24 protein-coding genes and 1 tRNA gene are annotated in these 24,442 nt (G+C 56.7%); 11 read left to right on the top strand and 14 right to left on the bottom strand.

What is annotated here, in order from left to right; genetic code table 11:
- Window positions 1-21 precede the first annotated feature (21 nt).
- Complete coding sequence (locus C1J02_RS11260) at window positions 22-1,398, bottom strand: class II 3-deoxy-7-phosphoheptulonate synthase (RefSeq protein WP_114878665.1); 1,377 nt, start codon at window positions 1,396-1,398, stop codon at window positions 22-24.
- Window positions 1,399-1,590: 192 nt separating this feature from the next.
- Between C1J02_RS11260 and C1J02_RS11255 the strand changes: the two genes are divergently transcribed.
- Window positions 1,591-2,595, top strand: coding sequence for a GlxA family transcriptional regulator (locus C1J02_RS11255; protein ID WP_114878664.1), 1,005 nt, complete (start codon window positions 1,591-1,593; stop codon window positions 2,593-2,595).
- 10 nt (window positions 2,596-2,605) lie between these two features.
- On the opposite strand, the gene C1J02_RS11250 is transcribed toward C1J02_RS11255, so the two are convergent.
- Window positions 2,606-3,700, bottom strand: a complete 1,095-nt coding sequence (locus tag C1J02_RS11250; protein ID WP_114880521.1) for a PQQ-dependent sugar dehydrogenase — start codon at window positions 3,698-3,700, stop codon at window positions 2,606-2,608.
- 190 nt (window positions 3,701-3,890) lie between these two features.
- Between C1J02_RS11250 and C1J02_RS11245 the strand changes: the two genes are divergently transcribed.
- The 6 genes from C1J02_RS11245 to C1J02_RS11220 all read left to right on the top strand — a co-directional run bounded on the left by C1J02_RS11245 (window position 3,891) and on the right by C1J02_RS11220 (window position 9,701).
- Window positions 3,891-5,081 carry an ABC transporter substrate-binding protein gene (locus tag C1J02_RS11245; protein WP_114878663.1) on the top strand — a complete coding sequence of 397 codons (1,191 nt, stop codon included), beginning with the start codon at window positions 3,891-3,893 and terminating at the stop codon, window positions 5,079-5,081.
- 130 nt (window positions 5,082-5,211) lie between these two features.
- Entirely contained in the window at window positions 5,212-5,994 is a 783-nt protein-coding gene (locus tag C1J02_RS11240) for an ABC transporter ATP-binding protein (protein ID WP_114880520.1), read from the top strand.
- Complete coding sequence (locus tag C1J02_RS11235) at window positions 5,991-6,566, top strand: hypothetical protein (protein ID WP_114878662.1); 576 nt, start codon at window positions 5,991-5,993, stop codon at window positions 6,564-6,566. The genes C1J02_RS11240 and C1J02_RS11235 overlap by 4 nt, the downstream gene beginning before the upstream one ends.
- Before the next feature lies 1 nt (window position 6,567).
- The gene (locus C1J02_RS11230) at window positions 6,568-7,386 is read left to right on the top strand and encodes an ABC transporter ATP-binding protein (protein ID WP_114878661.1); all 819 of its coding nucleotides are present in this window, start codon (window positions 6,568-6,570) and stop codon (window positions 7,384-7,386) included.
- Window positions 7,387-7,389: 3 nt separating this feature from the next.
- Window positions 7,390-8,400: a branched-chain amino acid ABC transporter permease gene (locus C1J02_RS11225; RefSeq protein WP_114878660.1), complete on the top strand. Its 1,011-nt coding sequence runs from the start codon at window positions 7,390-7,392 to the stop codon at window positions 8,398-8,400.
- Window positions 8,397-9,701, top strand: a complete 1,305-nt coding sequence (locus C1J02_RS11220; protein WP_114878659.1) for a branched-chain amino acid ABC transporter permease — start codon at window positions 8,397-8,399, stop codon at window positions 9,699-9,701. Before C1J02_RS11225 ends, C1J02_RS11220 begins: the two co-directional genes overlap by 4 nt.
- 72 nt (window positions 9,702-9,773) lie before the next feature.
- Here C1J02_RS11220 and C1J02_RS11215 read toward each other — a convergent pair whose 3' ends face one another.
- A complete protein-coding gene (locus C1J02_RS11215) occupies window positions 9,774-11,327 on the bottom strand; it encodes a helicase HerA-like domain-containing protein (RefSeq protein ID WP_114878658.1) in 1,554 nt (517 codons plus the stop codon).
- A gap of 454 nt (window positions 11,328-11,781) precedes the next feature.
- Between C1J02_RS11215 and C1J02_RS11210 the strand changes: the two genes are divergently transcribed.
- Entirely contained in the window at window positions 11,782-12,432 is a 651-nt protein-coding gene (locus C1J02_RS11210) for an invasion associated locus B family protein (protein ID WP_114878657.1), read from the top strand.
- 77 nt (window positions 12,433-12,509) lie between these two features.
- Here C1J02_RS11210 and C1J02_RS11205 read toward each other — a convergent pair whose 3' ends face one another.
- The 4 genes from C1J02_RS11205 to C1J02_RS11190 are packed head-to-tail and all read right to left on the bottom strand — an operon-like array spanning window position 12,510 to window position 16,709.
- Window positions 12,510-13,721 carry a beta-ketoacyl synthase gene (locus C1J02_RS11205; RefSeq protein WP_114878656.1) on the bottom strand — a complete coding sequence of 404 codons (1,212 nt, stop codon included), beginning with the start codon at window positions 13,719-13,721 and terminating at the stop codon, window positions 12,510-12,512.
- A 4-nt stretch (window positions 13,722-13,725) separates the two neighbouring features.
- Complete coding sequence (locus C1J02_RS11200) at window positions 13,726-13,983, bottom strand: acyl carrier protein (protein WP_114878655.1); 258 nt, start codon at window positions 13,981-13,983, stop codon at window positions 13,726-13,728.
- 53 nt (window positions 13,984-14,036) lie between these two features.
- The gene (gene lpxD, locus C1J02_RS11195) at window positions 14,037-15,128 is read right to left on the bottom strand and encodes a UDP-3-O-(3-hydroxymyristoyl)glucosamine N-acyltransferase (protein WP_114878654.1); all 1,092 of its coding nucleotides are present in this window, start codon (window positions 15,126-15,128) and stop codon (window positions 14,037-14,039) included.
- A 30-nt stretch (window positions 15,129-15,158) separates the two neighbouring features.
- On the bottom strand, window positions 15,159-16,709 hold the full coding sequence (locus C1J02_RS11190) for a murein L,D-transpeptidase (protein WP_254693285.1): 1,551 nt from the start codon (window positions 16,707-16,709) through the stop codon (window positions 15,159-15,161).
- A gap of 383 nt (window positions 16,710-17,092) precedes the next feature.
- Between C1J02_RS11190 and C1J02_RS11185 the strand changes: the two genes are divergently transcribed.
- The gene (locus tag C1J02_RS11185; protein WP_114878652.1) at window positions 17,093-17,662 is read left to right on the top strand and encodes a DUF882 domain-containing protein; all 570 of its coding nucleotides are present in this window, start codon (window positions 17,093-17,095) and stop codon (window positions 17,660-17,662) included.
- A 212-nt stretch (window positions 17,663-17,874) separates the two neighbouring features.
- Here C1J02_RS11185 and C1J02_RS11180 read toward each other — a convergent pair whose 3' ends face one another.
- Window positions 17,875-18,885, bottom strand: a complete 1,011-nt coding sequence (locus tag C1J02_RS11180; RefSeq protein ID WP_114878651.1) for a GlxA family transcriptional regulator — start codon at window positions 18,883-18,885, stop codon at window positions 17,875-17,877.
- A gap of 67 nt (window positions 18,886-18,952) precedes the next feature.
- On the opposite strand from C1J02_RS11180, the gene C1J02_RS11175 reads away from it, so the two are divergent.
- Both C1J02_RS11175 and C1J02_RS11170 read left to right on the top strand, forming a co-directional pair.
- Window positions 18,953-19,201 (top strand): DUF1272 domain-containing protein, encoded by a 249-nt coding sequence (locus tag C1J02_RS11175; protein ID WP_114878650.1) that lies wholly within the window; start codon window positions 18,953-18,955, stop codon window positions 19,199-19,201.
- Window positions 19,202-19,223: 22 nt separating this feature from the next.
- Window positions 19,224-19,832: a DJ-1/PfpI family protein gene (locus C1J02_RS11170; RefSeq protein ID WP_114880519.1), complete on the top strand. Its 609-nt coding sequence runs from the start codon at window positions 19,224-19,226 to the stop codon at window positions 19,830-19,832.
- Between the two features lie 138 nt (window positions 19,833-19,970).
- Here C1J02_RS11170 and C1J02_RS11165 read toward each other — a convergent pair.
- The 6 genes from C1J02_RS11165 to sufC all read right to left on the bottom strand — a co-directional run bounded on the left by C1J02_RS11165 (window position 19,971) and on the right by sufC (window position 24,434).
- Window positions 19,971-20,047, bottom strand: a tRNA-Arg gene (locus tag C1J02_RS11165).
- A 63-nt stretch (window positions 20,048-20,110) separates the two neighbouring features.
- Window positions 20,111-21,331, bottom strand: coding sequence for a cysteine desulfurase (locus tag C1J02_RS11160; protein WP_114878649.1), 1,221 nt, complete (start codon window positions 21,329-21,331; stop codon window positions 20,111-20,113).
- Window positions 21,324-21,914, bottom strand: coding sequence for a Yip1 family protein (locus C1J02_RS11155; protein ID WP_114878648.1), 591 nt, complete (start codon window positions 21,912-21,914; stop codon window positions 21,324-21,326). The genes C1J02_RS11160 and C1J02_RS11155 overlap by 8 nt, the downstream gene beginning before the upstream one ends.
- Entirely contained in the window at window positions 21,911-22,399 is a 489-nt protein-coding gene (locus tag C1J02_RS11150; RefSeq protein WP_114878647.1) for a YIP1 family protein, read from the bottom strand. Before C1J02_RS11150 ends, C1J02_RS11155 begins: the two co-directional genes overlap by 4 nt.
- Window positions 22,399-23,679: a SufD family Fe-S cluster assembly protein gene (locus C1J02_RS11145; protein WP_114878646.1), complete on the bottom strand. Its 1,281-nt coding sequence runs from the start codon at window positions 23,677-23,679 to the stop codon at window positions 22,399-22,401. The genes C1J02_RS11150 and C1J02_RS11145 overlap by 1 nt, the downstream gene beginning before the upstream one ends.
- On the bottom strand, window positions 23,679-24,434 hold the full coding sequence (gene sufC, locus C1J02_RS11140; RefSeq protein WP_114878645.1) for a Fe-S cluster assembly ATPase SufC: 756 nt from the start codon (window positions 24,432-24,434) through the stop codon (window positions 23,679-23,681). The genes C1J02_RS11145 and sufC overlap by 1 nt, the downstream gene beginning before the upstream one ends.
- Between the last annotated feature and the right edge of the window lie 8 nt (window positions 24,435-24,442).

Here is a 24,442-nt window from a genome sequence, read left to right as displayed (position 1 = left end):
AAATCACCCGATCAATCCCGATCAGCCTTGGCCAGCGGCCTGTGACGCCTGTGATGTGCGGCGGGCTGACAATTCTTCGGCCACCAGGAATGCCAGTTCAAGCGACTGGCTGGCGTTCAGACGCGGATCGCAGGCGGTGTGATACCGGTCTGACAGATCCTCATCACTGACCGCGCGTACGCCGCCTGTGCATTCTGTCACGTCCTGGCCTGTCATCTCAAAATGGACACCGCCGGGCACTGTCCCTTCGGCGGCATGTACGTCAAAGAATTCGCGCACTTCGCGCAGCACCGATTCAAAGGGCCGCGTTTTGTAGCCGCTTGAGGACTTGATGGTGTTGCCGTGCATCGCGTCACAGGTCCACACAACATTTGCGCCCTCTTCCTGCACGGCCTTGATCAGGCGTGGCAGATGATCGCCGACCGATCCGGCCCCGAACCGCGCGATCAGCGTCAGACGCCCGGCCTCGTTTTCGGGGTTCAGCGTTGCCATCAGCTTTTTGAGATCGTCCACTTCCATGCTTGGACCACATTTCAATCCAATGGGGTTCTGAACGCCGCGTGCAAATTCCACATGCGCGCCATCCGGCTGACGGGTGCGGTCCCCGATCCAGATCATGTGACCCGAACCCGCCAGCCATTTGCCGGAGGTCGAATCAAGCCGCGTCAGCGCCTGCTCATATTCCAGCAGCAGCGATTCATGGCTGGTGTAGAACTCCACGGTCGAGAATTCATGGGTTGTGCTTGCGGTGATGCCCGCGGCGGACATGAAATCGATCGTGTCCTGAATGCGGGTGGCAATCTCGCGGTATTTTTCGGCGTCATCGGCATCGGTAAAGCCCAGCGTCCAGGCGTGCACCTGGCTCATGTCGGCAAAACCGCCTGTTGAAAAGGCGCGCAACAGGTTCAGTGTCGCGGCGGCCTGGGTATAGGCCCGCAACATCTTGGTCGGATCAGGAATGCGCGCCTCTGGTGTGAATTCCAGCGCATTGATGATGTCGCCACGGTAGCTTGGCAATTCAACACCGTTGACTGTTTCGGTGGGCGCACTGCGTGGTTTGGCGAATTGGCCGGCCATCCGGCCCAGTTTGACCACCGGCACCTTCGCCCCGTAGGTCAGCACCATTGCCATCTGCAGCATCACTTTGAACGTGTCGCGGATCGCGTCCGAGCTGAATTGCTCAAAGCTTTCGGCGCAATCGCCGCCCTGCAGCAAGAATGCCTCGCCGCGGCTGACAGCGCCGAGGTGCTTTTTCAGTTTCCGCGCCTCGCCGGCAAAGACCAGAACCGGATAACGCGCCAGCTGTGCCTCAACGGCATTCAAGGCGGCTTGATCAGGATAATCGGGCATCTGGATTCGCGGTTTGGTGCGCCAGCTTGCTGTACTCCAATTGGTCATTTGTCATCTCTCCGGTCATTTGCGCAAATGTCAGCGCTATCGTGAGCCTTTCCTATACAAAAACAGGTCAGAAGTGACCAGAACCCAAATTCGACCTCTTGACCTGACCTGACCCACATGAACAAGCTTTGCGGCAGGTCTTGTCGCCAATGACACATGATGACCTAAGAATAATTAAAGAAAGACGTCGCGATGTCAGATGCGCGCCCGGCCACACGGATACCGCCGAACACCGACAAACCGCGCCGGTTTGTTTTTGTGCTGTTAGAGGAATTCACGTTGCTGAGCTTTGCCTCGGCTGTGGAATGTCTGCGGATTGCCAATCGGATGGCATCACGACAGGCCTACACATGGCGAATATTGGGTGAAGGTGGCGACACGATGCAAAGCTCGTCAGGTGCGGTGTTTGCGCTTGATGGTGATCTGGATGAATTGGCGCGCGATGATACGGTGATGATATGCGGCGGCATTGATGTTCAGGCCGCGACCACCAAAAAGCTGCTTGGATGGCTGCGCCGCGAGGCCCGCAAGGGTTTGATGGTCGGGGGCCTGTGCACGGCCGCGTTTACGCTGGCCAAGGCCGGGTTGCTGGACGGTAAAAAAGCGACAATCCATTGGGAGAACCAGGACAGCTTTTCCGAAGAGTTTCCCGAGGTGAAGCTGACCAAGTCGGTTTTTGTTGTGGATGGCAACAGATTGACCACAGCAGGCGGCACATCGTCGATTGACCTGATGCTGAAAATAATTGCCGATGATCTGGGTGAGGACATGGCAAATTCGGTGGCCGATCAACTGATCTATTCGTCGATCCGCACCGATCAGGACACCCAGCGTTTGTCGGTGCCAACCCGCATCGGCGTGCGGCATCCAAAACTGAGCCAGGTCATTCAGATGATGGAAAACAACATCGAAGAACCGATCAGCCCATCGGTGCTGGCACGTGATGTGGGCATGTCCACCCGCCAGCTTGAGCGGTTGTTCCGGCGCTATCTGAACCGCTCGCCCAAGCGCTACTATATGGAATTGCGCCTGCAAAAAGCGCGCAATCTGCTGATGCAGACCGACATGAGCGTGATCAACGTGGCCCTTGCCTGCGGTTTTGCCTCGCCCTCGCATTTCTCAAAATGCTACCGGGCGCATTATGACACCACGCCCTACCGGGAACGCGGTGCCCATGCGGCGCGGTTGTCGATCTGAGGCACCTGCGCTACTCCGCCGGGGTCATCCGGTACACGGTTCCCTGAGGTTCAGAAATAAACCAGATCGCGCCGTTTGGCCCTTCGACGATATCGCGAACCCGGGTTGTTTCGTTTGTTTTGATCTGCGCCACCTCTTGCAGTGGATCGCCGGACAGGCGGCTGATGTAGTCAAACTTCAGCGACCCGACAAAGATGTCGCCCGCCCACTCGGGGAACAACGCACCGGAATAGACCAGCAAACCCGAAGGTGCGATGGACGGGTCCCAATAGAATTCGGGCTGTTCCATACCGTCCTTGGCAGTGCCTTCGCCAATCTTTGCACCGGAATAATGCCGCCCGTAAGATATGACCGGCCAGCCATAGTTTGCACCCTTGATGATGCGGTTCACTTCATCCCCGCCCTTGGCCCCATGTTCGGACACCCACAGATGCCCTGCCCCATCCAACCCTGCCCCCTGCGGATTGCGGTGCCCGTATGACCAGATTTCGGGCTGGACGCCGGAGCGACCCACAAATGGATTGTCCTGGGGGACCGAGCCATCGCGGTTCACCCGCACCACGGTGCCATTATGACGGCTCTGGTCCTGTGCGGCGGGTCTGTCGCCACGTTCGCCAATGGTCACGAACAACGTCCCATCCGGGGCCTCGACGACGCGGGACCCGAAATGACGTCCACCGCTGCTGCCTGCGGCCATCTCAAAAAGCAGGGTCACATTCTCAAGCTTTGTGCCATCGTCTGACAGGCGCGCACTTGCCAATGCGGTCCCGCTACCGCCGCCCGTCTGCGGCTTGGCATAGGTCAGAAACAACACACGCGACCGGTCAAAATCCTGCGCAAGCGTCAGATCCAAAAGCCCGCCTTGACCGTCAAGTGCGACCTCTGGCACCCCTGCGACCTCGGTGCGTTGTCCGCCCCGGTCATAGATCAATTGCCCGCCTTTCTGAGTGATCAAAACGCCGCCATCTGCCAGCGGTGCAATCGCCCAAGGTGCATCCAAACCAGTGACCACGGGGTCAATTCTGACCGAAAGTTCTGCATTTGCGCTGAATGGCAGCATCGCAGAGGTTGTCAGAAACAGCAGGAAATTGGGTAATTTTTTCATCAAACGCATGGATATTCTCCTGTTTTGGATGTGCTTTTCAGGAAATGTAGGCAACTTGGGCAAATAATCCACCAACAGGGTCGTGATGTGAGGCCGGTGCCCGTTGTGATCGGTCAAAAACTCCTTTTCTTTTAAGAAATCACCGCCTAACGTCAGCGGCGAACATCATGTTCCAACAAGGGAGTACCTCATGAAAAAGATGCTTATGGCCACAACGGCTGCGGCACTGCTGGCGACAACGGCCTATGCCGATGGCCACGCAAAAGAAGTTAAACTGGGCATTGAATTTGGTTTCACCGGCCCGATTGAATCGCTGACCGGCCCGATGTCTGCGGGCGCGGAACTGGCGATGAAAGAAGTCACCGACAGCGGCATGCTGCTTGACGGTGCCAAGGTTACGTCGATCCGTGCGGATTCAGGCTGTATCGATAACGGTCTGGCCGTGTCCGGTGCGGAACGCCTGATCGCCGAAGGCGTCAACGGCATCATCGGTGGTGACTGTTCCGGTGTGACAGGTGCGATGCTGCAGAACGTTGCAATCCCGAATGGCATGGTGATGATTTCCCCATCCGCCACGTCCCCCGGTCTGACAACCATGGAAGACAACGGCCTGTTCTTCCGCACCTCCCCATCTGACGCCCGCGAAGGCGAAGTGATGGCGGAAATCCTGATGGAGCGTGGCGTCAAATCCATCGCACTGACCTATACCAACAACGACTATGGCAAGGGTCTGGCCGACGCGATTGAATCGTCGTTCAAGGCTGTTGGTGGCGAAGTGACCATTGTTGCCGCGCACGAAGACGGTAAAGCGGATTATTCTGCCGAAGTGGGCGCGCTGGCCTCTGCCGGTGGTGATCTGCTGGTTGTTGCAGGCTACCTTGACCAAGGTGGTGCGGGCATCATCAAATCCGCACTTGATGCAGGTGCCTGGGAAACATTCGGTCTGCCTGGTGGTATGATCGGTGCGAACCTGCCCGAAACAATCGGCCCTGACCTGAACGGGTCGTACGGTCAGATCGCGGGCTCCGAAGGCAAAGGCATCGATACATTGATCGAAATGGCGGGCGACGCATTTGATGCGACGTCACCTTACACGCCAGAAGCCTATGACGCAGCGGCCCTGTTCCTGCTGGCGATGCAAGCTGCAAATTCCGTTGATCCTGCTGATTACAAGGACAAAATTCTGGAAGTTGCCAACGCACCAGGCGAAAAGATCTATCCCGGTGAACTGGGCAAGGCACTTGAACTGCTCAAGGCAGGCACAGACATTGATTATGTCGGTGCATCGGCTGTCGAACTGATCGGACCGGGTGAGGCCGCTGGCACATACCGTATGATCGAAGTCAGAGACGGCAAGAACGAAACCATCGGCTTCAAGTAAACCTTGATGGCATAGATAATGCAGCCCGCAGCAATGTGGGCTGCATTCATGTATAAGACGACCAATAAATGATCGGCCGACAACGGACCGACACGACGGGGATGGACGCATGAGCCTGGAAAACGAACACATGATTGTGGTCGACGATCTGCACAAGCATTTTGGCGGATTTCGTGCCGTGGATGGCGCAACGCTGACGATTGACCGGGGGTCCATCACGGGCTTGATCGGGCCAAACGGGGCTGGAAAGACTACTCTTTTCAATGTGATCGCCGGCGTTCTTGCACCAACTTCGGGGCGTGTTCTGATGGATGGTGAGAACATCACCGGGCTGCCGCCGCATGAATTGTTTCACAAAGGTCTGCTGCGCACCTTTCAGATTGCCCATGAATTTTCATCGATGACCTGCCGTGAAAACCTAATGATGGTGCCGGGTAATCAATCCGGTGAGACCTTGTGGAACACGTGGTTTGGCACAAAACGCATCGCTGACGAGGAACGCGCCCTGCGCGCCAAGGCTGACGAGGTACTGGAATTCTTGACAGTGGAACATCTGGCCGACCAGAAAGCGGGTCAGATTTCGGGCGGGCAGAAGAAATTGCTTGAGCTTGGCCGCACCATGATGGTCGATGCCAAGATCGTATTTCTGGATGAGGTTGGCGCGGGCGTGAACCGTACGCTGCTCAATACCATCGGCGATGCAATCATCCGGCTTAATCAGGAACGCGGCTATACCTTTGTGGTGATTGAGCACGACATGGAATTTATCGGACGCCTGTGTGATCCGGTGATCTGTATGGCCGAGGGTCATGTGCTGGCCGAGGGCACATTGGCAGATATCAAAGCAAATGAGCAGGTGATCGAGGCCTATCTCGGTACCGGTCTCAAGAATAAGGACAAGGTGGGCGCATGAATTTGCGTGCCCTGAGCATCGCAGGTGCTGCGGCGATCGCCCTGCCCCATGCGGTGGCGGCTTGTGCGCAATTGTCCGAAAATGTCTGGATGTGCGATCGCGATACGGCTTGGGAAGTTGCCGCATGGGACGCTGCGGGCGACGGATCAACGCTTGTTCTGGGCGATCTGGCACTGAGTTTTACCGAAGAATGGCCGGGATTTGAGATTGGCGATGGCCTTGCCACGCTTGAGGAACGCTATGCCACATACGCTGAATGGATCGCGGCCGATGGCGACGCCCCGCTTGAGGTGTTCCAGAACGATCGTCTGACATTTGCCAGCGGCAGCGCGGTTCGGTCGATCCAGAAAGACACCCTTGAGGGGGACACGTTTTTAAGCGCCGTGATGTTGGCCGAGGTCGGCGCGTTCCGGATCATGCTGTACCTTGATGCGCCCGAAACCACCGATATTGCCAACATGGATACCCTGTCGCGGAGCGTTTTGGCGTTACTCCATGACAACTGCGCGGATCCGATTTCCTGCGCGGATGATTACCAGCGGCCTGATCCGGCTGCGAATGAAAGAGGCTGAAATGAGCGACGCTTACAGTGACCGCGGCAACAAGGACTTGTCGATTGGCAATCCCAAGGGGCAAGGCAGTGTCATCCCAAAATCGAGCGGTGAAAGCTTTGCCGCCCCCGGTGGTCCCTTCCTGATTGGCGAAGGTATGACGGCGGGCTATGGCAATGGCCCCGATATCCTGCACGATTGTACCATCGCCGTGGATCAGGGCGAGATTGCAGTGATCGTAGGCCCCAATGGCGCGGGAAAATCGACCGCCATGAAGGCGGTTTTTGGCATGCTTGACATGCGCAAAGGGCACGTCCGGTTGGACGGTGAAGATATCACCAACCTTTCGCCACAAGACCGCGTCGGCAAAGGGATGGGGTTTGTGCCGCAGACTTCGAATATTTTCACGTCGATGACGGTAGAGGAAAACCTTGAAATGGGTGCCTTTATCCGGCGCGATGATTTCAAGGACACGATGGCGCAGGTCTATGACCTGTTCCCGATCCTCAAGGAAAAGCGCTATCAGGCCGCGGGCGAGTTGTCGGGCGGTCAGCGCCAACAGGTCGCCGTGGGCCGTGCGCTGATGACCCAGCCCAAGGTATTGATGCTGGATGAACCGACGGCAGGGGTCAGCCCGATTGTGATGGATGAACTTTTTGACCGCATCATCGAGGTGGCGCGCACCGGGATACCGATTCTGATGGTCGAACAAAACGCCCGACAAGCGCTTGAGATTGCTGATAAAGGCTATGTTCTGGTGCAAGGGGCGAATGGGTACACAGGGACCGGCAAGGAACTTTTAGCCAACCCCGAAGTCCGCAAATCGTTTTTGGGGGGCTAAGGTATGGACCTGCTCAACGCAATCATCGCGCTCGCAAATTATGTTCTTATTCCGGGCATCGCTTATGGCTCGCAACTGGCCCTTGGTGCGCTGGGTGTCACGCTGGTCTACGGCATCCTGCGGTTTTCCAACTTTGCTCATGGTGACACCATGGCGATGGGGGCGATGGCCACGGTGTTGATGACCTGGCTGTTCCAATCTTGGGGGATCAGCCTTGGTCCGCTGCCAACAGCCCTGCTCGCCCTGCCCTTTGGCATTGCTTTTGCGATCCTATTGCTGCTGGGCACAGACCGCGCGGTCTATCGCTTTTATCGTGACAAAAAGGCCAAGCCGGTGATCCTGGTGATTGTCAGCCTTGGTGTGACCTTTATCTATAACGGCGTGACGCGGTTCATCATCGGTGCAGATGATCAGAATTTCCTTGATGGTGAACGCTTCATCATCTCTGCGCGTGATTTCAAGACGTTGACCGGGCTTGAAGAAGGCCTGTCGATCAAGACCACCCAAGCCATCACTGTGATCACCGCAATTGCAGTTGTGGCGCTGCTGTTTTGGTTTCTGAACAAAACCCGCTCGGGTAAATCCATGCGTGCCTATTCCGACAACGAAGATCTGGCGCTGCTGTCGGGCATCAACCCTGAACGCGTTGTGATGATCACCTGGATCATCGTGGCAACGCTGGCGACGATTGCCGGGGTGCTTTATGGGCTTGATAAATCGTTCAAACCCTTCACGTATTTCCAGCTTTTGCTGCCGATCTTTGCGGCTGCCATTGTCGGCGGTCTGGGCAATCCTCTGGGGGCCATTGCGGGTGGTTTTGTGATCGCGTTTTCCGAAGTTACCATCACCTATGCCTGGAAAAAGGTGCTGGTCTACGCCATGCCCGAAAGCCTTGAGCCCAGCGGTCTGGTGCAGCTTCTCAGCACCGATTACAAATTTGCGGTCAGCTTTGTCATTCTGCTGATTGTGCTGTTGATCAAGCCCACGGGCCTATTCAAGGGGCAGTCCACATGAGCCAGATCCAAAAAAACTCTCTGTTGTTCGCGATCATCGCGGTGCTGATCCTCTATGTCGGGTTTTCGAGCAGCTGGAATTCGGCGCTGCTGATCATCGCAATGGGGCTGATTTCATCGATCATGGCGCTTGGCGTGAACCTGCAGTGGGGGTTTGCCGGGCTGTTCAACGTGGGCATCATGGGCTTTGTCGCTCTTGGCGGTCTGGCCGCCGTGCTGGTGGGCATGCCGCGCACCGAAGGCGCATGGTCAGGGGGCGGTTTTGCGATTGTCGGCGCGTTGCTGTTGGGTGCCGGAACCGTCGTTGCTGCGGTCTTGATGATGAAAAAGATGCGGCCCGGCTGGGCCCGGAACCTGTCAGTGATCGCCGTTTTGGTGGTGGGTTTCTTTGTGTTTCGGGCGTTTCTTGACCCGGCGGTGGAACGTGTCGAGGCGATCAACCCTGCCGCGACCGGGTATTTGGGCGGTCTGGGCCTGCCGGTCCTGATCGCCTGGCCGGTGGGTGGGTTGTTCGCCGCTGCCGCCGCCTGGCTGATTGGCAAGACAGCGCTTGGGCTGCGGTCAGATTATCTGGCGATTGCCACGCTGGGGATTGCCGAGATCATCATCGCCATACTGAAGAACGAAGACTGGCTGACGCGCGGTGTTAAGAACGTCATCGGCGTGCCGCGCCCTGTGCCTTATGAAATTGATCTGCAAAACAGCGCCAGCTTTGTTGAAACGGCTGCACGCATGGGGTTTGATCCGGTTGAAGGGTCAACGCTTTGGGTCAAGGTTCTTTATATCGCTCTTTTCGCCGCGGTGTTGTTGATTCTGCTGTGGCTCAGTCAACGGGCATTGCATTCGCCATGGGGCCGCATGCTGCGTGCCATTCGCGATAATGAGGTGGCCGCCGAAGCGATGGGCAAAGACGTGACCGCGCGGCATCTGCAGGTGTTTGTTCTGGGATCGGCCATCTGCGGAATTGCGGGCGCAATGATGACCACGATGGATGGTCAGCTGACCCCCGGCACCTATCAGCCGTTGCGCTTTACGTTCTTGATCTGGGTGATGGTGATCGTCGGCGGATCGGGCAACAATTTTGGTGCCGTGCTCGGCGGGTTCCTTATCTGGTTCCTGTGGGTTCAGGTCGAACCCATGGGGCTGTGGCTGATGAATGTGATTACCTATGGCATGGCAGACGGATCAGCGCTTAAGGCACATCTGATTGAGAGTGCCGCGCACATGCGGTTATTGACCATGGGGCTGGTATTGCTCTTGGTGCTCAGGTTCAGCCCGCGTGGCCTGATCCCGGAGAAGTAGGCGTTTCAGCCAGATCCGGTGTGGGTCTGGCTCATGTTGCTCATGTGTACTTTTGGAACAATGAATTGGGGGTCAGCGCCCCTTGAACAATCCACCCAGAATGCCGCGTACGATGCGGCGCCCTGTGGTGCCTTTAAGCTCTTTGAACACGACAGACGCAATGGCCCCGCCGAACCCTTCGTCAGCCTTGCGCCGGGGCGCGCGTGAGGTCGAGCGTTCAACTCCCTTGCCTGCGTAGCGCCGGGCGCTGTTGAATTCGCGCAAGGACGGTGTGGCGTCTTCGCTTTGGGCCGCCTCTTCGGCAGCCGCTGCTGCTTTTGCCGCCTCATCCGCGCGCTTTTTCAGCATCTCAAAGGCGGATTCGCGATCAAGACGCGCCTCATATTTGCCGCCCATGGCCGAGGAGGCCATCAGTGCTGCGCGCTCTGCTGCATCAATCGGTCCCAGCTGCGAGGATGGCGGGCGGATCAGTGTGCGTTCAACAATGCCCGGCACGCCTTTTTTCTGCAAAAAGGACGTAACGGCCTCTCCCACACCAACTTCTCTGATGGCCTCTTCGGTATCAAAGCGCGGATTTTCGCGATAGGTCTGGGCGGCCATGCGCAGCTCTTTTCGGTCTTTGGCGGTAAAGGCGCGCAGGGCGTGTTGCACCCGGTTGCCCAGCTGGCCCAGAATATCATCAGGCACATCGGCTGGGTTTTGGGTGATGAAATAGACCCCCACGCCCTTGGAGCGGATCAGGCGGGCCACCTGTTCGACCTTGTCAACGAGCGCCTTGGGCGCGTCCTCAAACAACAGATGCGCCTCATCAAAGAAGAACACCAGTTTGGGTTTTTCGGGGTCGCCGACTTCAGGCAGTTCTTCAAAGAGTTCGGACAAGAGCCAGAGCAGGAAGGTCGCATAGAGTTTGGGGGCCTGCATCAGCTGATCAGCGGCCAGGATGTTGATGAACCCACGCCCGTCTGTATCTGTGCGCATCAGGTCGCTCAGTGCCAGTGCGGGTTCGCCAAACAGGTCGGCCGCGCCCTGGTTTTCGAGGACAAGCAAGCGGCGTTGAATGGTCCCGACAGATGCCGTTGAGACATTGCCATAGCGCAGCGAAAGGTCTTTGGCGTTTTCACCGATCCAGACCAGCAGCGCCTGCAGATCCTTAAGATCAAGCAGCGGCAACCCATCCTCATCGGCAACGCGAAAGGCGATGTTCAGAATGCCTTCCTGAGCCTCGCTCAACCCCAGAAGCTGACCGAGCAGCAACGGTCCCATTTCGGAAACTGTGGTGCGTACCGGGTGGCCTTGGGTGCCAAACAGATCCCAGAACGTGACCGGGAATGCATCGTAAGCATAATCCTCAAAGCCAATCTTTTGGGCGCGTTCCATAAACGGCGTGTGCAATTTGTGATCTGCGCTGCCGGATTTTGCGAGGCCCGACAGGTCGCCTTTGACGTCAGACAAAAAAACCGACACGCCTTGGGCGGCAAATCCTTCGGCGAGAACCTGTAGGGTAACGGTCTTGCCGGTGCCGGTGGCCCCCGCAATCAACCCATGTCGGTTTGCATAACCGATGCTCAGAAACTGCTGGGTTGCGTAATCCGTCCCGCCACCGCCAATAAAGATGTCTTGTGTCACAATAATTCCCCTCGTACCTGCATGGCCCCGATCCGTTCCGGCAGAGCATACAAACTTAACCTTTGCACGCCATAGTCTATTTGTCCCTGCCCGGCATGTCCTCGTTCGGGTCGGGACACTTCCTCCCTGTCAGACTGGCCGTGCCTTCGGGTACGGCCTTTTTTTGAAGCTGAGGCGCTGTGCAAAATGTGATCTGAATGGGGCATTTTTTTTGTTGACCGTTGCCATATCGTTTCGTAACGTCCGCTCAATAAGTCGGCACAGTCCGACGGGGAGATCGGAAGAACGTGAAAGAGGGTGCTTTGCGCCCTCTTTTTCATTTGCGCGTGGCGGCTGATCTGGGTGCAGGACTATCGGCGTTAATCCACTTTCGAGGGTGCAAATTGTCTGATCCCCACTGACATTGGTTTGTGAGCATGCTAGAGGATCGCAACGCAACAGAACTGGAACTGATATGAGCAAGTTTTTGACCACCCTGCCGCTGTGTGCAGCCCTTGCACTGATGATGCCGATGGCGTCTTTTGCCCAAACGGCGACGGAAACCCCTGCTGAAACAACCGAAGAAGAAGATGCCGCAGCCGGCACCAGCGGTACTGCGGCTGAGATCGAAGACCAGCTGAGCCTTGGCGAAGATGCCAACAAGGACCCGGAATTGGGCAAACCCTATACCAAAGAAGTGATCGGCGCGTGGGAAATGCGTTGCATCAAGACCGAGGAAGAGGTTGATCCCTGCCAGATGTATCAATTGCTGGACGACGGTGAAGGATCACCTGTCGCTGAGGTATCGCTGTTCCGTCTGGCAGAGGGCGGCAAGGCCGAGGCCGGTGCGACCGTTGTTGTGCCGCTTGAAACCTCCCTGCCCCAGCAGTTGACCGTATCGGTGGATAAGAACAAATCGCGCCGTTATCCTTTTGCGTTTTGCAATCCCGTTGGCTGTTATGTGCGTCTGGGCCTGACCAAGGAAGACGTGGCATCGTTCAAACGTGGAAATTCGGCGGTGATCACGATTGTTCCCGCATTGGCACCGGATCAGAAGGTTGAACTGGAACTGTCGCTTGAGGGTTTTACCGCCAGCTATGACAAGGTCTCTGTGATTGAGCAGTAAAGCCAAGCGCCGGATCTGAAACATGCAAAGGCCGTCCCATGGGGCGGCCTTTTGCTTTTTGCACCATCGCAGGGGCGTCAGCCCAAAGATCGCAAGGCCAGAACCGCGTTCATTCCGCCAAATGCAAACGCATTGCTGATCGCCACCTTGACTTGCACCTCGCGCGCCTCGTTTGGGACGACGTCTAGGGCGCATTCAGGGTCTTGTTCCTGATAGCCGATGGTCGGTGCGATCACCCCGTCGCGCAGTGCCATGATGCAGGCCAGCAGTTCCACCGCACCGGTTCCGCCAATCAGATGTCCGTGCATGGATTTTGTTGAGCTGATCATCAACCGATCTGCATGCGGGCCGAACACATCGGCGACAGCGGCACATTCGGTCTTGTCGTTGGCCGCCGTCCCGGTGCCATGCGCGTTGATGTAGCCGACCTCGTCACGGTTGATGCGCGCATCCCTGAGCGCCCCGATCATTGCCCGTGCGGCTCCCGCCTTGGAGGGCATCACGATATCGCTGGCATCCGAAGACATGGCAAAGCCTGCCACCTCACACAAGATATCGGCACCGCGTTTGCTGGCATGTTCATATTCCTCGAATACAAAGACGCCCGCCCCTTCGCCCTGCACCATGCCGTTGCGGTTGGCAGAAAACGGGCGGCAGGCGTCGCGTGACATGACCCGCAGGCCTTCCCACGCCTTGACGCCGCCGAAACACAACATCGATTCAGATCCGCCCGTGACCATCGCCGGTGCCATGCCAGAGCGCACCATCGAAAACGCCTGTGCCATCGCGTGATTTGACGATGCACAGGCGGTTGAGACGGTGAAGGACGGGCCTTTGAGGTTCCACTCCATGCTGACGTGGCTGGCCGCGGCGTTGTTCATGAGTTTCGGCACCACAAAGGGATGGACCCGGTTTTTGCCCTCTTCATACACGGCGCGGTAATTGTCATCCCAGGTCGAGACACCCCCCCCGGCCGTGCCCAGCACCACGCCTGATGTTGCGGCCAGCTCGCCGTGAAATATCAGGCCGGATTGTTCAATCGCTTCCTTTGCGGCGGCCAGTGTAAACTGCGTAAACCGATCATAAAGCGAGATTTGCTGGCGGTCATAGCGCCCCTCGGCCTCGAACCCATGCACCTGTCCGCCGATCTGGATCGACAAGCGATCCACATCGCGAAAGTCCAGAAGTCCAATGCCACACACGCCTTCTTTCATTGCCGCAAGCGTGGCCGGGACCGAATGACCAAGCGCGTTGATCGTCCCTGCCCCGGTGATCACCACGCGCTTCATGGCGTCAGCCTTGCTCGGCCTTCAACCGTTCGATGCCCGCAATGATGCTGGACACGGTTGAAATGTCAAAATCGGAGTCAGACGGATTGTTGGCGTTGAACGGCACTGAGATGTCAAAAGCCTCTTCAATGGCGAATATGCTTTCAACCAGTCCCAGACTGTCGATGCCAAGGCTTTCCAATGTGGCGTCAAGCGTAACGTCTTGGGGTTCCAGAACGGCCTGCTCCGCGATGATCGCGATCACCTGATCTTTGATGTTCATGCCGGGTCCAACCTTGATCTGTCCATTGTTCTGGTGGCTGCCATACCTGTGATCTAGTCACCCTTGATGGATTTTGAAACCGCCTTTTTCAGGTCTGCGACATCGCGCAGCAGGCGCGGCAGACGGCGCATCGCCTTGTAGCTTTCAACCTGTCTGTCCATTTGCGTCGCAGGATAGCCCAGCATGGTGCGGCCCGCGGGTACGTTTGACATCAACTTGGTGCCGCCACCCGCGATGACGCCGTTACCGATGCTGATGTTGTCGCTGACGCCGGATTGGCCGCCCAATACAACATTGTCGCCCACCACCGCAGATCCGGCGACCCCGGCCTGCCCGCACAAAAGGCAATTACGCCCGATGATGACATTGTGACCCAACTGTACCTGATTGTCTAACTTGGTGCCGTCGCCGATACGGGTGTCGCGAATGGTACCATTGTCGATGGTGCAGCCCATGCCAATCTCGACATCGTCGCCGATTGTGACGGCACCAACTGAATGAATGCGGGTCCAAGGCTGCGCCTTTGCATCGCCCTGATCCCCCAAAGTGGTGCGGACATTTTCAACGGCACTTTGCTCTGCTGTGACAAAGGAAAAACCATCACCGCCAATCCGTGCGCCGGGCTGGGCGATAAAGTTGGCACCGATGGTGACGCGGGCACCGATGCTGACCTGCTCACGCAAAAATCCGTTTTCGCCAATGGTTGTGTCGACCCCGACAAAACAATGCGGGCCAATGACGCTGCCCGCCCCGATACGCGCCCCGGCCGAGATGATGGCCAAGGGGCCAACGCTGACGTTTGCACCTAAATGAGCGGCATCATCAATGACAGCTGTGGGGTGAATGCCGGGGGCAAACCCCTGCCCCTTGTCCAATATCCGCGTGAGCCCAGCCATGGCATAGCGCGGACGGGACGGGAATATCGCAGCCTTGAGGCCAAGCGCCTGCCAATCTGCATCGGGCCACAGCATCGCGATCTGCGCGCGCCCCTGAGAAAGGCCATCCGCGTACTTTGGGTCCATCGCAAGAGCAAGGTCACCTGGCCCGGCGTCCTGTGGTTCAGCCGCCCGCGCGATCACAAGGCCCGTGTCCCCAAACGCCTCTGCACCAAGCGCTTTGGCAATTTCACTGACAGTATAGGTCATTCTGGCATCCCCGGCGTTACGGGGGCAGAATTACCCCTGAACGCCGCCCATTGCCACCCCTGCCTTTGACAAGGCATCCCAAATCCGCGCATCGCGTCCGTAAACATCGGCACGGTATTCGGTGTGGCCCCGCGCATTTGTGACGGCCGTGCGGTAAATAATGTGCACCGGCACCGGGTCTACCAAATTGATACGCTGCTCACGGCCTGTGCCCAGCACCGACTTGAACTCGCCCTCAGGATCGGATGTCTGCGCGGCAAGCAGCGCATAGGCGAAATCAAACGGGTCCGCGAGACGGATACAACCGTGGCTGAACGCGCGAACGTCGCGGGCAAACAGGCTTTTGGACGGGGTGTCATGCAGATAGATATTATGCTTGTTCGGGAACATGAATTTCACCAACCCAAGGGCATTGCCGCGGCTGGGGGGCTGACGCATTGAGAATGGAAAATTGCGCGCGCTGTATTGGCTGAAATTCACCGCACCACGGTTCACTTTGCGGCCCCGGCTGTCGGTAATTTCAATATGGCGTGCCGCATTCGGATTGCGTTTGAGTGCTGGCAGATATTCCTTGGTCACGATGGAACGCGGCACATACCAGCTTGGGTTCACCACCATAAATTCCATCACATCGGAAAACTCTGGTGTCGGTCTGTCGCTGGTATTTGCCCCAACAACCGACCGGGTGCGAAAGGTCACAACCCCATCGTCAACAACCTTGGCGGTGAAATCAGGAATGTTCACCAAAATATGCCGCTTGCCCCGTTCAGTGTTGAACCAGCGCTCACGTTCCAGCGCAACCATCACCGATTGCAGACGCTGTTCAACGCCTATGTTGATCTGCTTCATCGTCTCTGCACCGGCTTTGCCGTCGGCATTCAGGCCATGGGCAATCTGGAATTGCTGCACAGCGTCCGTCAGCGCCGGATCATAGGTCATGCTGTTGGACCGGCTCATATAATCCATTGCAATCAACCGGTTGCGCAAGGCGACAACTGCATTGCCCTGATCGCCAGGTTCAAGGGATTTGGCCGGCACAACTGGCCCCCAGCCACCTTGGGACAGCAACCGTTCCATCGCCATTTTCTCTTTCAGAAGGGCATTGTATTCCAGACTATGGGGCGGCAGTGACCGAAAGAAGGATGCAGGTTTGGCATTGACCAGCCCAGTCAGATAGGCGGTGCGGTCACGGTATGGAATATCCCGTACAATCCGGGGGTCGATCCGTTTCGGGATCAGAATACCAGTCTGAATATCGCGGGCATATTGCAGAAAAACCCGGCTCATCTCGACCTCTGCCAGACCACGGTCACGGGGGGACCGCACCGCCCGAAGGGTCGCGAGCAACCCGGCGGGATCATAGCGGGCCACGGGCAATCCATGTGATGCGGCACTTTCGATGGCACGGATCAACTCCGCACGGCGGGCCCGATCCGCTTCACCGGCCCCGGTCCAGACGGGTTTGTATCCATTGGACTGATAAAATGCAGCGATGTCTTTGTCCCGCGACGCGGCCTCTGACACCGCTTGCTTAAACGCGGTGACTTGCGCAGTGACGGGTCCGGGCGCGAAAAATACCACTGCGGACAAAACCAAAACTGTTAGAAATGCACTGCTACGAACTACTCTGGAATCGCTTTTCACGTATTCCCCCAAAAATATATGAACACCATTTGTTCCTGATTTTTCGGGAATGTCGTTCGGCAAGTCCATTCACATTTCACGTTACCAGCCAAACAAGGGCCGACGTGATGCGAAAAAAGCACCCGTCAGCCGTTCATTTCCGGGCCTTTGATCAAATATTGCGCAAAAATTCGCCGAAATCTGCTTTGCGATGGAACCATTCCGATTCAGCGCTTGGTTCAAGAATCACCATATGTCATAAGCATGTTGCATCTGGGGATGAGATGAAGTGCCCATGTAACATCAAGGGTACGTATAGGCAGACGACGGGACAGAAACACATGACTAGCAACAGCTCTTCGGGCATGACTCGGCGCGCGCTTCTCGGCGCTTTCGCGGCAACCACAGTAACAGCAGCACCCACATTCGCAAACGCAGCAGGTTTTCTGCGGGGCGCTGGTGATATTCGTCGTATCCGCATGTATTCTGGCCGCACCGGTGAACGCATCGACATGATTTATTGGATCGAAGGCCAGTACATCAAGGACGCTGTCAAAGAAGTGAACTATTTCATGCGCGACTGGCGCACCGATGGGGTGAAATCCATTGATTTGCGCACCGTCGACATTATGGCGGCGTCTCATAATCTGCTGGGTGTGAACGAACCTTACATGTTGCTGTCCGGCTATCGCAGCCCGCAAACGAACGCGATGTTGCGCTCACGCTCTCGTGGCGTTGCCAAAAATTCGCTGCACATGCGTGGTCAGGCCGCTGATTTGCGCCTTTCTTCGCGGTCCGTCAACCAGATGGCAAAGGCCGCAGTTGCCTGCCACGGTGGCGGTGTTGGCCGATACTCCGGTTCGAATTTTGTCCACATGGATTGTGGTGTTGTGCGGTCCTGGGGCGGCTAAAACCTATCTTTACGTCGAGTTTAAAAATAAGCGCCTTCGGGCGCTTTTTTTGTGTCCGGGAATTGCAATCAGGTTTTCCCGTGGCGGCAATGCGGAGAATGTGGGCTTTCATCCCAGACCCATTTCTGCCCTTCGGATCCACTTTGGGCTGCGCCCGGCGGTGAACACATGTCTGATCCCCCCGGCAAAGTCGGACAGGTTCACCTGATCTTCTATTGGAACTGATTTCTATAGTGCGACGGCGAAGTCCTGATCTGCCTTAGAAATGCGCGCCGCATACGCTCATCGTCGTCAAAGCCGCACTTCGATGCGATGCTCTTGATGCCCAATTTTGTGGTTACCAACATGTCACGCGCCGCATCTACCCGGATTGCCTCAATGGACTTTGCAGGGGATGTGCCCATCGTCGCCGTGTACAATCGCGAGAAATTGCGCGCACTCATGCCGCACTTCTCAGCCATATCATCCACCGAAATCTGTTGCGAAAGGTTGTTGATAACCCAATCGTGCAACTGCTGAAATCGCCCCTCAGCATCAAGGGATTGCCGGTCAAGCTCTGGGCTGAACTGGGACTGTCCCCCAGAACGCACCATCGGGGTAATCAGCGAACGGGCCATTTCAATCGCTGCTGGCTTGCCCAGGTCTTCTTCAATAATCCCCAGTGCCATATCGATGCCCGCGGTGATACCCGCAGATGTCCAGACATTCCCGTCCTTGATATAGATGGGGTCCATTTCGACGTGAACTGCCGGGTTGTCCCTGGCCAGTCGATCGCAATCTTCCCAATGGGTTACGGCGCGGCGGCCGTCCAGCAAACCTGCCGCTGCAATCACAAGTGCGCCGGAACACACAGAGCACACCCGCATGGATCGGTCTGCCAATTGCCGAATCTGCCTCAGAAAAACAGCATCCCGCGCCGCTGAGATTGCACCATCCCCGCCGACAACCACCAACGTATGAATTGAGGTGTCCTTGGGCGCGCGCAGCCACACGTCAATCGGGTCACTGTCAATTTCCAGGACCGTATTGGTGGTTATGCGCCCGCCAGAGCGGGACACCACATGTGTATGGTAAGCGGAACTAGATGTGGGGTCTTTTCGTGCATGGGTAAAAACCTGCAGGGGGCCAGCAAGATCGAGAAGAACGATGTTTGGATAGACAACGAACACAACATCCATCTGTACCGATGTCGAAAATACGGGATTGGCATAAAAAGAGGGCATGTTGTCATTTATGCCATACGCAAAATGATTAATCTACCCTCATACTCATCACACAAAGGTCAAAACCATGCTGATCCTAAAACCAAACTGTGAATGTTGTGACGTTGATCTTAAGCCCGACAGCTTAGAGGCGCGCACCTGCTCGTTCGAATGCACGTTTTGCAAAGACTGCGCTGAGACCCGCTTTGACAACATCTGCCCCAACTGTGGCGGAGAGTTGCTGCGCCGCCCGATCCGCCCGGCAAAGCACCTTATCAAGACTCCGGCGTCCAAAGATCGCTTCGTAAAAGCACATGCAGCATGTGCAGATCTCTAATGCCAAATATAAGGAAGAAACCATGAAATCCATTGCTGCACTCGTCTTTCCGGGTTTTGAAACGCTTGATTACTTTGGCCCCATAGAAATGCTGGGTGGTTTTGGGGAACAGACGCATATAATTACAGTCGCCAAAGGCCGCGATCCTGTGCCGAGTGTTCATGGTCAGAAGATCGTTGTGGACAAGACAATCGCTGAAAAGAATGACTATGATCTGTTGTTAATCCCCGGTGGCGATTCAGCGTTGGCGGCGGCCAAGGACCAAGAGTTGATGGACTGGATCAGACAGGTATCCGCCACTGCAGAACGGGTGATGGCCGTGTGTACCGGTTCTGTATTTTTGGGAATGACGGGCGTTTTGGATGGCCGCAAAGCAACAACCAACAAGCTTGATTTCAACAACACAGTCCATCTTGCACCGAACGTCGATTGGGTGAAACAAGCACGCTGGGTGAAAGACGGTAAGTTCTTTACCTCTTCGGGTGTTTCAGCAGGCATGGATATGGCGTTGGCCGTGATGGCGGACCTCTATGGAATGGACATGGCCGAAAAGTTGGCCTTGAGCAGTGAGTATGAATGGCACAAGGACCCAAACCGAGATCCCTTCGCAGAATTGGCAGGCCTGATCTGAGGTTAGCGACCATCGCGGGGCTGTGGAAATTCGGTCAGACCGGGCGCAACCCGGACCTTGAACACATGTTGCTAAGGCCACATGTCCAAAGCGACATCAAGTCCTCTGTCGTAGTGTGAAAACCTGTGGTCTGAAAGTTGGTGAACCCAGCTGGATTCGAACCAGCGACCTCTGCCTTCGGAGGGCAGCGCTCTATCCAGCTGAGCTATGGGTCCACACCGGGCGGTATAGCCAGCCTGCCCTGCCCCTGCAATCCCGAATTCAGCCGACCGCGCGCTTCAGGCAAACAGATCATGCGCCAATTCAAGCGCGTCGACCAACACATCCACTTCGGCTTGCGTATTATAAAGACCAAAGGAGGCGCGGCATGTGGCGCTGACCCCCATATGGTCCATCAAAGGGGCCGCGCAATGCTGACCGGCGCGCACTGCGACGCCCTTTTTGTCCAGGATGGTCGAAATGTCATGCGCATGTGCAGCACCGTCCAGGGTGAAGCTAAAGATCGCGGCCTTATCAGGGGTCGTCCCCTGCACCTGCAACCAATTGAGCCCGGCTAGTTTCGACACCGCATAGTCGCGCAGGGTATCTTCATGGGCCGCAATATTCGTCATACCGAGGTCCATCATGTAATCGAGCGCCACCCCAAGGCCGATGGTTTGCACGATACCGGGGGTTCCGGCCTCGAACTTCATGGGGGGATCATTGTAGGTCACAGCTTCTTTGCTCACCTCGCGGATCATGTCACCGCCCCCCATGAACGGCCGCATTTCAGCCATTCGTTCGGATTTGACAAAGATCGCACCAGAGCCGGAGGGCCCATAAAGCTTGTGACCGGTGATCGCATAGAAATCACAATCCAGATCCTGAACATCCACAGGCATATGCACCGCAGCCTGCGAGCCATCGACCAATACCGGCACATCTTTTTCATGGGCGGCAGCAATGATGGTTTTCACATCAACTTTGGTGCCTAACACGTTCGAAAGATGGGTAATTGCGATCAGCTTGGTTTTGGGGCTGATGGCATCGATAACGGCCTGCGGGTCCAGCGCGCCGGTGGCATCCACATCAACCCATTTTAGGACAAGGCCTTGCCGTTCGCGCAGGAAATGCCAGGGCACGATATTGGCGTGATGCTCCATCACGCTGAGGATAATCTCATCACCCGCCCGCATGCGCGGCATGGCCCAGCCATAAGCGATTGTGTTGATCCCCTCGGTGGTGCCGGAATTGAGGATGATTTCATCCTCTGACTTTGCATTCAGGAACCTGGCCACAGTGCCACGCACGGCCTCATATTTGTCTGTCGCCAGATTAGAAAGATAGTGCAAGCCTCTGTGAACGTTAGAGTATTCGTTGGAATAGGCGTTGGTAATCGCATCGATCACCACCTGCGGCTTTTGCGCCGATGCGCCGTTATCCAGATAGGTCAGCGGTTTGCCGTTCACTTCGCGGGACAGGATTGGAAATTGGCTGCGCACCAGATCGATGTCATACATTGCTCAAAACTCCTTGGGCGGCCAGCCCGATCAGTGACAGCATAACGCCCAGCCCCAACACAAGGCCAACCGCACCGATGATCAGAACCGCGGCCGCATGGCCAATCGTGGGCAAGTTGAGGGCCGTGGTGATAAAGTTCAGCAATATCCAAAGGCCCCAGACCGCGATGGCGAGTGAGAGAACAAGGGCCAGCGATGGCACAAGAACAGTCAGCACCAGAACCCCGATTTGAGCCACAGCGCGAAGCACCTGAAGCCAGACCACAAGCGCAAGCACGTCGCCCAATGAACCCTCACCGCCGATTGCCAATCCTGCCCAATAGATTGCGTGCACATAGACGACTATTGTCCCCGCGAGCAGCACGTAAAGCACAAGAGGTGCGTTAAAATAGCTGGGTAAAGGCATGTCGGGCTGTGCCATCTGGACCAGCAGGACAACGACAAAAGTGTTTAAGACAGCCACAAGCCCAAGGGCTGTCCACAGCACATCACGGCCGAGTTGCCATCCAATGATCTGTGCTGCGGCAAGGCGTGGGGCGCGCAGCGTGGTCTGGACCAACGGAAAAAACGCATCGCCCGTCATATTTTGCGGCCTTGTGCGGTCAAAAGGCCCGAAATCCAAAACCAGCCAAAGACACAGAGCCATAGAATGCCAACAACCTGCAACTGAATGCCAGGCCCGATCAACCCCGCGACCAAACCCAGCAACAGCAAGACAGGTGTCGACGCAAGAAGTGACCAAAAAAGCGTCAGACGGATATCAAAACCACTGACACCGGCGCGCGCCACCCGCGACAATACCCAGACGGCTGCAGCGAAGGCGTACATGAGCAAGGGCATGATAAAGATCCACAAAAATGCGCTCCAATACAGGCGCACGGCCAATGGCCCTTCGGGGTAAAGCTGGGCCTCTCTGGCCTGAAACGGGCTTGCCGCGACAAAGATCAACAGCCCCGACAGCAGCAAAAACAACAAGGCACGCACCTCGTTGCGGCCCTGGCTGAGGAACCGGCGCATCACGGTTGATGGGCCACGATAGGTGGCGAAAATGTCTTGGGTCAGTGCCATCAGCCGGTGCGACGTTCCAACCAAGAGGCAAGCCGCCCATTGATCTCATCGCGCAGGGATTCCGCCTCAATCTCTTCGACCGCTTCGGCAAGAAATGACAGCGTCAGCAGATTTGTTGCCTCTGCCTTGGTGATGCCGCGCGCACGTAAATAAAACAGCGCTTCCTCGTCAATCGCACCTGATGTTGAACCGTGCGAACAGGCCACATCATCGGCATAGATTTCCAGCTCGGGCTTGGCGAGAAATTGGCTGTCGCCGTCCAGCAGAAGCGCCTGGCTGATCTGATAGCCATCGGTCTTCTGAGCGCCTGCTTTGACAAGGATCTTGCCCTGAAAAACGCCGGTTGCGCCGTTGCGCAGCACCTTCTTGAACACCTGACGGCTTTCGCAATTGACCGCGTCGTGGGTGACAAAAACGGTGTCGTCATGGTGGAAATCACCGTCGCCCACGCAGGCTCCTGCCACAGTTGCCGATGCGTCATCACCGGCCATTTCGATCACACATTCATTGCGCGTCAGAACACCGTTTGCCGTGAGAGTGAAGGATTTGAACAGAGATTCTGTACCCAACCGGGCAAAGATATGGGTGGCGGCGCGGCGTTCATGGTCACGGCCCTGGGCGCGGACGTGGTGAAACTTTGCCGTGTCGGCAATCTCGACTTCCATCACCTTGTTGAACCGCGCCGCTGCGGGCCCATTTTCAAGCAATGTCAGTTCGGCACCGGCATCGAGCTTGATCAGATGATGCAGGATCACATCCGAGGTTTCAGAGCTATGCACGTAAATCAAACTCACCGGTTTGCTGGGCTTTCCGGTCACGTGGATCAGCACCCCGTCGGTTGCAAAAGCGGTGTTGAGCGCGGCCAGCGGGCGGGCCACGGGCGATTGCCCGCGTGCCTCAAGCGTTCCGTAGAGATCACGCGCCCAATGCAGGTCACTGTCGGCTTTTGCCAACCGTTCAATTGTCAGGCCCTCAAGCGCGAGATCATCCGAGGCATGCGCGTCGAATACGCCATCAACAAACACAACCTTCAATCGGTCCATGTCGTCAAAAAGTGGCAATTCGTCATGGTGGAACACTGCCGCCTGATTTGCGGTGGCTTGGGTCAACGTGTCAGGCCGGGTGTATTTCCAGTATTCATCCCGACGCGTCGGCAGGCCCATGGTGTGCAAACGCGCCAGCGCGTCCTCACGGGCGGACCGCGACCAGCCTTTGGCGGGCATGTTCAGCCCGTCGATCACGGCCCCGAGGGGTGTTGTCTTTTCAACAGCAGCAGTCATTACGCCACCTCGGCCAGGATATCAGCATAGCCGTTGTTTTCGACCTCAAGCGCCAATGCCGGTCCGCCGGTTTTCACGATCCGGCCATCCGCCATGATGTGAACCACGTCCGGTTTGATGTGATCGAGCAGACGCTGATAGTGGGTGATCACCAAAAAGCCACGCCCGGTGGACCGCAGCGCGTTCACCCCATCGGCCACCAGTTTCATCGCATCAACATCAAGGCCGGAATCCGTTTCGTCCAAAATGCACATCTTGGGTTCCAGCATCGCCATCTGAAGGATTTCATTGCGCTTTTTCTCGCCGCCCGAAAACCCCATATTCACGGGCCGCTTGAGCATGTCTGCGTCGATCTTGAGCTCCTTGGCCTTGGCACGGATCACTTTGAGGAATTCTGCCGCTGACATTTCATCCTCGCCGCGCGCCTTGCGCTGTGCATTCACCGCTGTGCGCAGGAAGGTCATGTTGCCGACACCGGGGATTTCAACAGGGTACTGGAACGCAAGGAACAGACCCGCCGCCGCGCGTTCTTCGGGTTCCATTTCCAACAGGTCCTGCCCTTCCAAGGTTGCAGTTCCCGAGGTGACTTCATAGCCGCCCTTGCCAGCCAGCACATAGCTGAGCGTGGACTTGCCCGACCCGTTTGGCCCCATGATCGCGTGCACTTTTCCGGCCTCGACCTCCAGATCAAGCCCTTTGAGTATTTGCTTGTCTTCTTCTTCCAGTTTCACGTTCAGGTTCTTGATGCTCAGCATGTCTCGTC

The sequence above is a fragment of the Sulfitobacter sp. SK011 genome (assembly GCF_003352065.1).
Lineage (GTDB): Bacteria > Pseudomonadota > Alphaproteobacteria > Rhodobacterales > Rhodobacteraceae > Sulfitobacter.
The sequence above is the reverse complement of the archived record's forward strand: the minus strand, read 5'-3'. Positions and strand labels throughout refer to the sequence as shown.

Bases quoted from the DNA above. Each gene is read 5' to 3' on its own strand.
- C1J02_RS11145 (WP_114878646.1), bottom strand. From the start codon at position 23,679: ATGACTGCTGCTGTTGAAAAGACAACACCCCTCGGGGCCGTGATCGAC.
- lpxD (WP_114878654.1), bottom strand. From the start codon at position 15,128: ATGACCTATACTGTCAGTGAAATTGCCAAAGCGCTTGGTGCAGAGGCG.
- C1J02_RS11160 (WP_114878649.1), bottom strand. From the start codon at position 21,331: ATGTATGACATCGATCTGGTGCGCAGCCAATTTCCAATCCTGTCCCGC.
- C1J02_RS11155 (WP_114878648.1), bottom strand. From the start codon at position 21,914: ATGACGGGCGATGCGTTTTTTCCGTTGGTCCAGACCACGCTGCGCGCC.
- C1J02_RS11235 (WP_114878662.1), top strand. From the start codon at position 5,991: ATGAATTTGCGTGCCCTGAGCATCGCAGGTGCTGCGGCGATCGCCCTG.
- C1J02_RS11170 (WP_114880519.1), top strand. From the start codon at position 19,224: ATGAAATCCATTGCTGCACTCGTCTTTCCGGGTTTTGAAACGCTTGAT.
- C1J02_RS11260 (WP_114878665.1), bottom strand. From the start codon at position 1,398: ATGACCAATTGGAGTACAGCAAGCTGGCGCACCAAACCGCGAATCCAG.
- C1J02_RS11255 (WP_114878664.1), top strand. From the start codon at position 1,591: ATGTCAGATGCGCGCCCGGCCACACGGATACCGCCGAACACCGACAAA.
- C1J02_RS11180 (WP_114878651.1), bottom strand. From the start codon at position 18,885: ATGCCCTCTTTTTATGCCAATCCCGTATTTTCGACATCGGTACAGATG.
- C1J02_RS11220 (WP_114878659.1), top strand. From the start codon at position 8,397: ATGAGCCAGATCCAAAAAAACTCTCTGTTGTTCGCGATCATCGCGGTG.
- C1J02_RS11230 (WP_114878661.1), top strand. From the start codon at position 6,568: ATGAGCGACGCTTACAGTGACCGCGGCAACAAGGACTTGTCGATTGGC.
- C1J02_RS11245 (WP_114878663.1), top strand. From the start codon at position 3,891: ATGAAAAAGATGCTTATGGCCACAACGGCTGCGGCACTGCTGGCGACA.
- C1J02_RS11185 (WP_114878652.1), top strand. From the start codon at position 17,093: ATGACTAGCAACAGCTCTTCGGGCATGACTCGGCGCGCGCTTCTCGGC.
- C1J02_RS11205 (WP_114878656.1), bottom strand. From the start codon at position 13,721: ATGAAGCGCGTGGTGATCACCGGGGCAGGGACGATCAACGCGCTTGGT.
- C1J02_RS11225 (WP_114878660.1), top strand. From the start codon at position 7,390: ATGGACCTGCTCAACGCAATCATCGCGCTCGCAAATTATGTTCTTATT.
- C1J02_RS11150 (WP_114878647.1), bottom strand. From the start codon at position 22,399: ATGGCACTGACCCAAGACATTTTCGCCACCTATCGTGGCCCATCAACC.
- C1J02_RS11200 (WP_114878655.1), bottom strand. From the start codon at position 13,983: ATGAACATCAAAGATCAGGTGATCGCGATCATCGCGGAGCAGGCCGTT.
- C1J02_RS11250 (WP_114880521.1), bottom strand. From the start codon at position 3,700: ATGAAAAAATTACCCAATTTCCTGCTGTTTCTGACAACCTCTGCGATG.
- sufC (WP_114878645.1), bottom strand. From the start codon at position 24,434: ATGCTGAGCATCAAGAACCTGAACGTGAAACTGGAAGAAGAAGACAAG.
- C1J02_RS11240 (WP_114880520.1), top strand. From the start codon at position 5,212: ATGATTGTGGTCGACGATCTGCACAAGCATTTTGGCGGATTTCGTGCC.
- C1J02_RS11210 (WP_114878657.1), top strand. From the start codon at position 11,782: ATGAGCAAGTTTTTGACCACCCTGCCGCTGTGTGCAGCCCTTGCACTG.
- C1J02_RS11175 (WP_114878650.1), top strand. From the start codon at position 18,953: ATGCTGATCCTAAAACCAAACTGTGAATGTTGTGACGTTGATCTTAAG.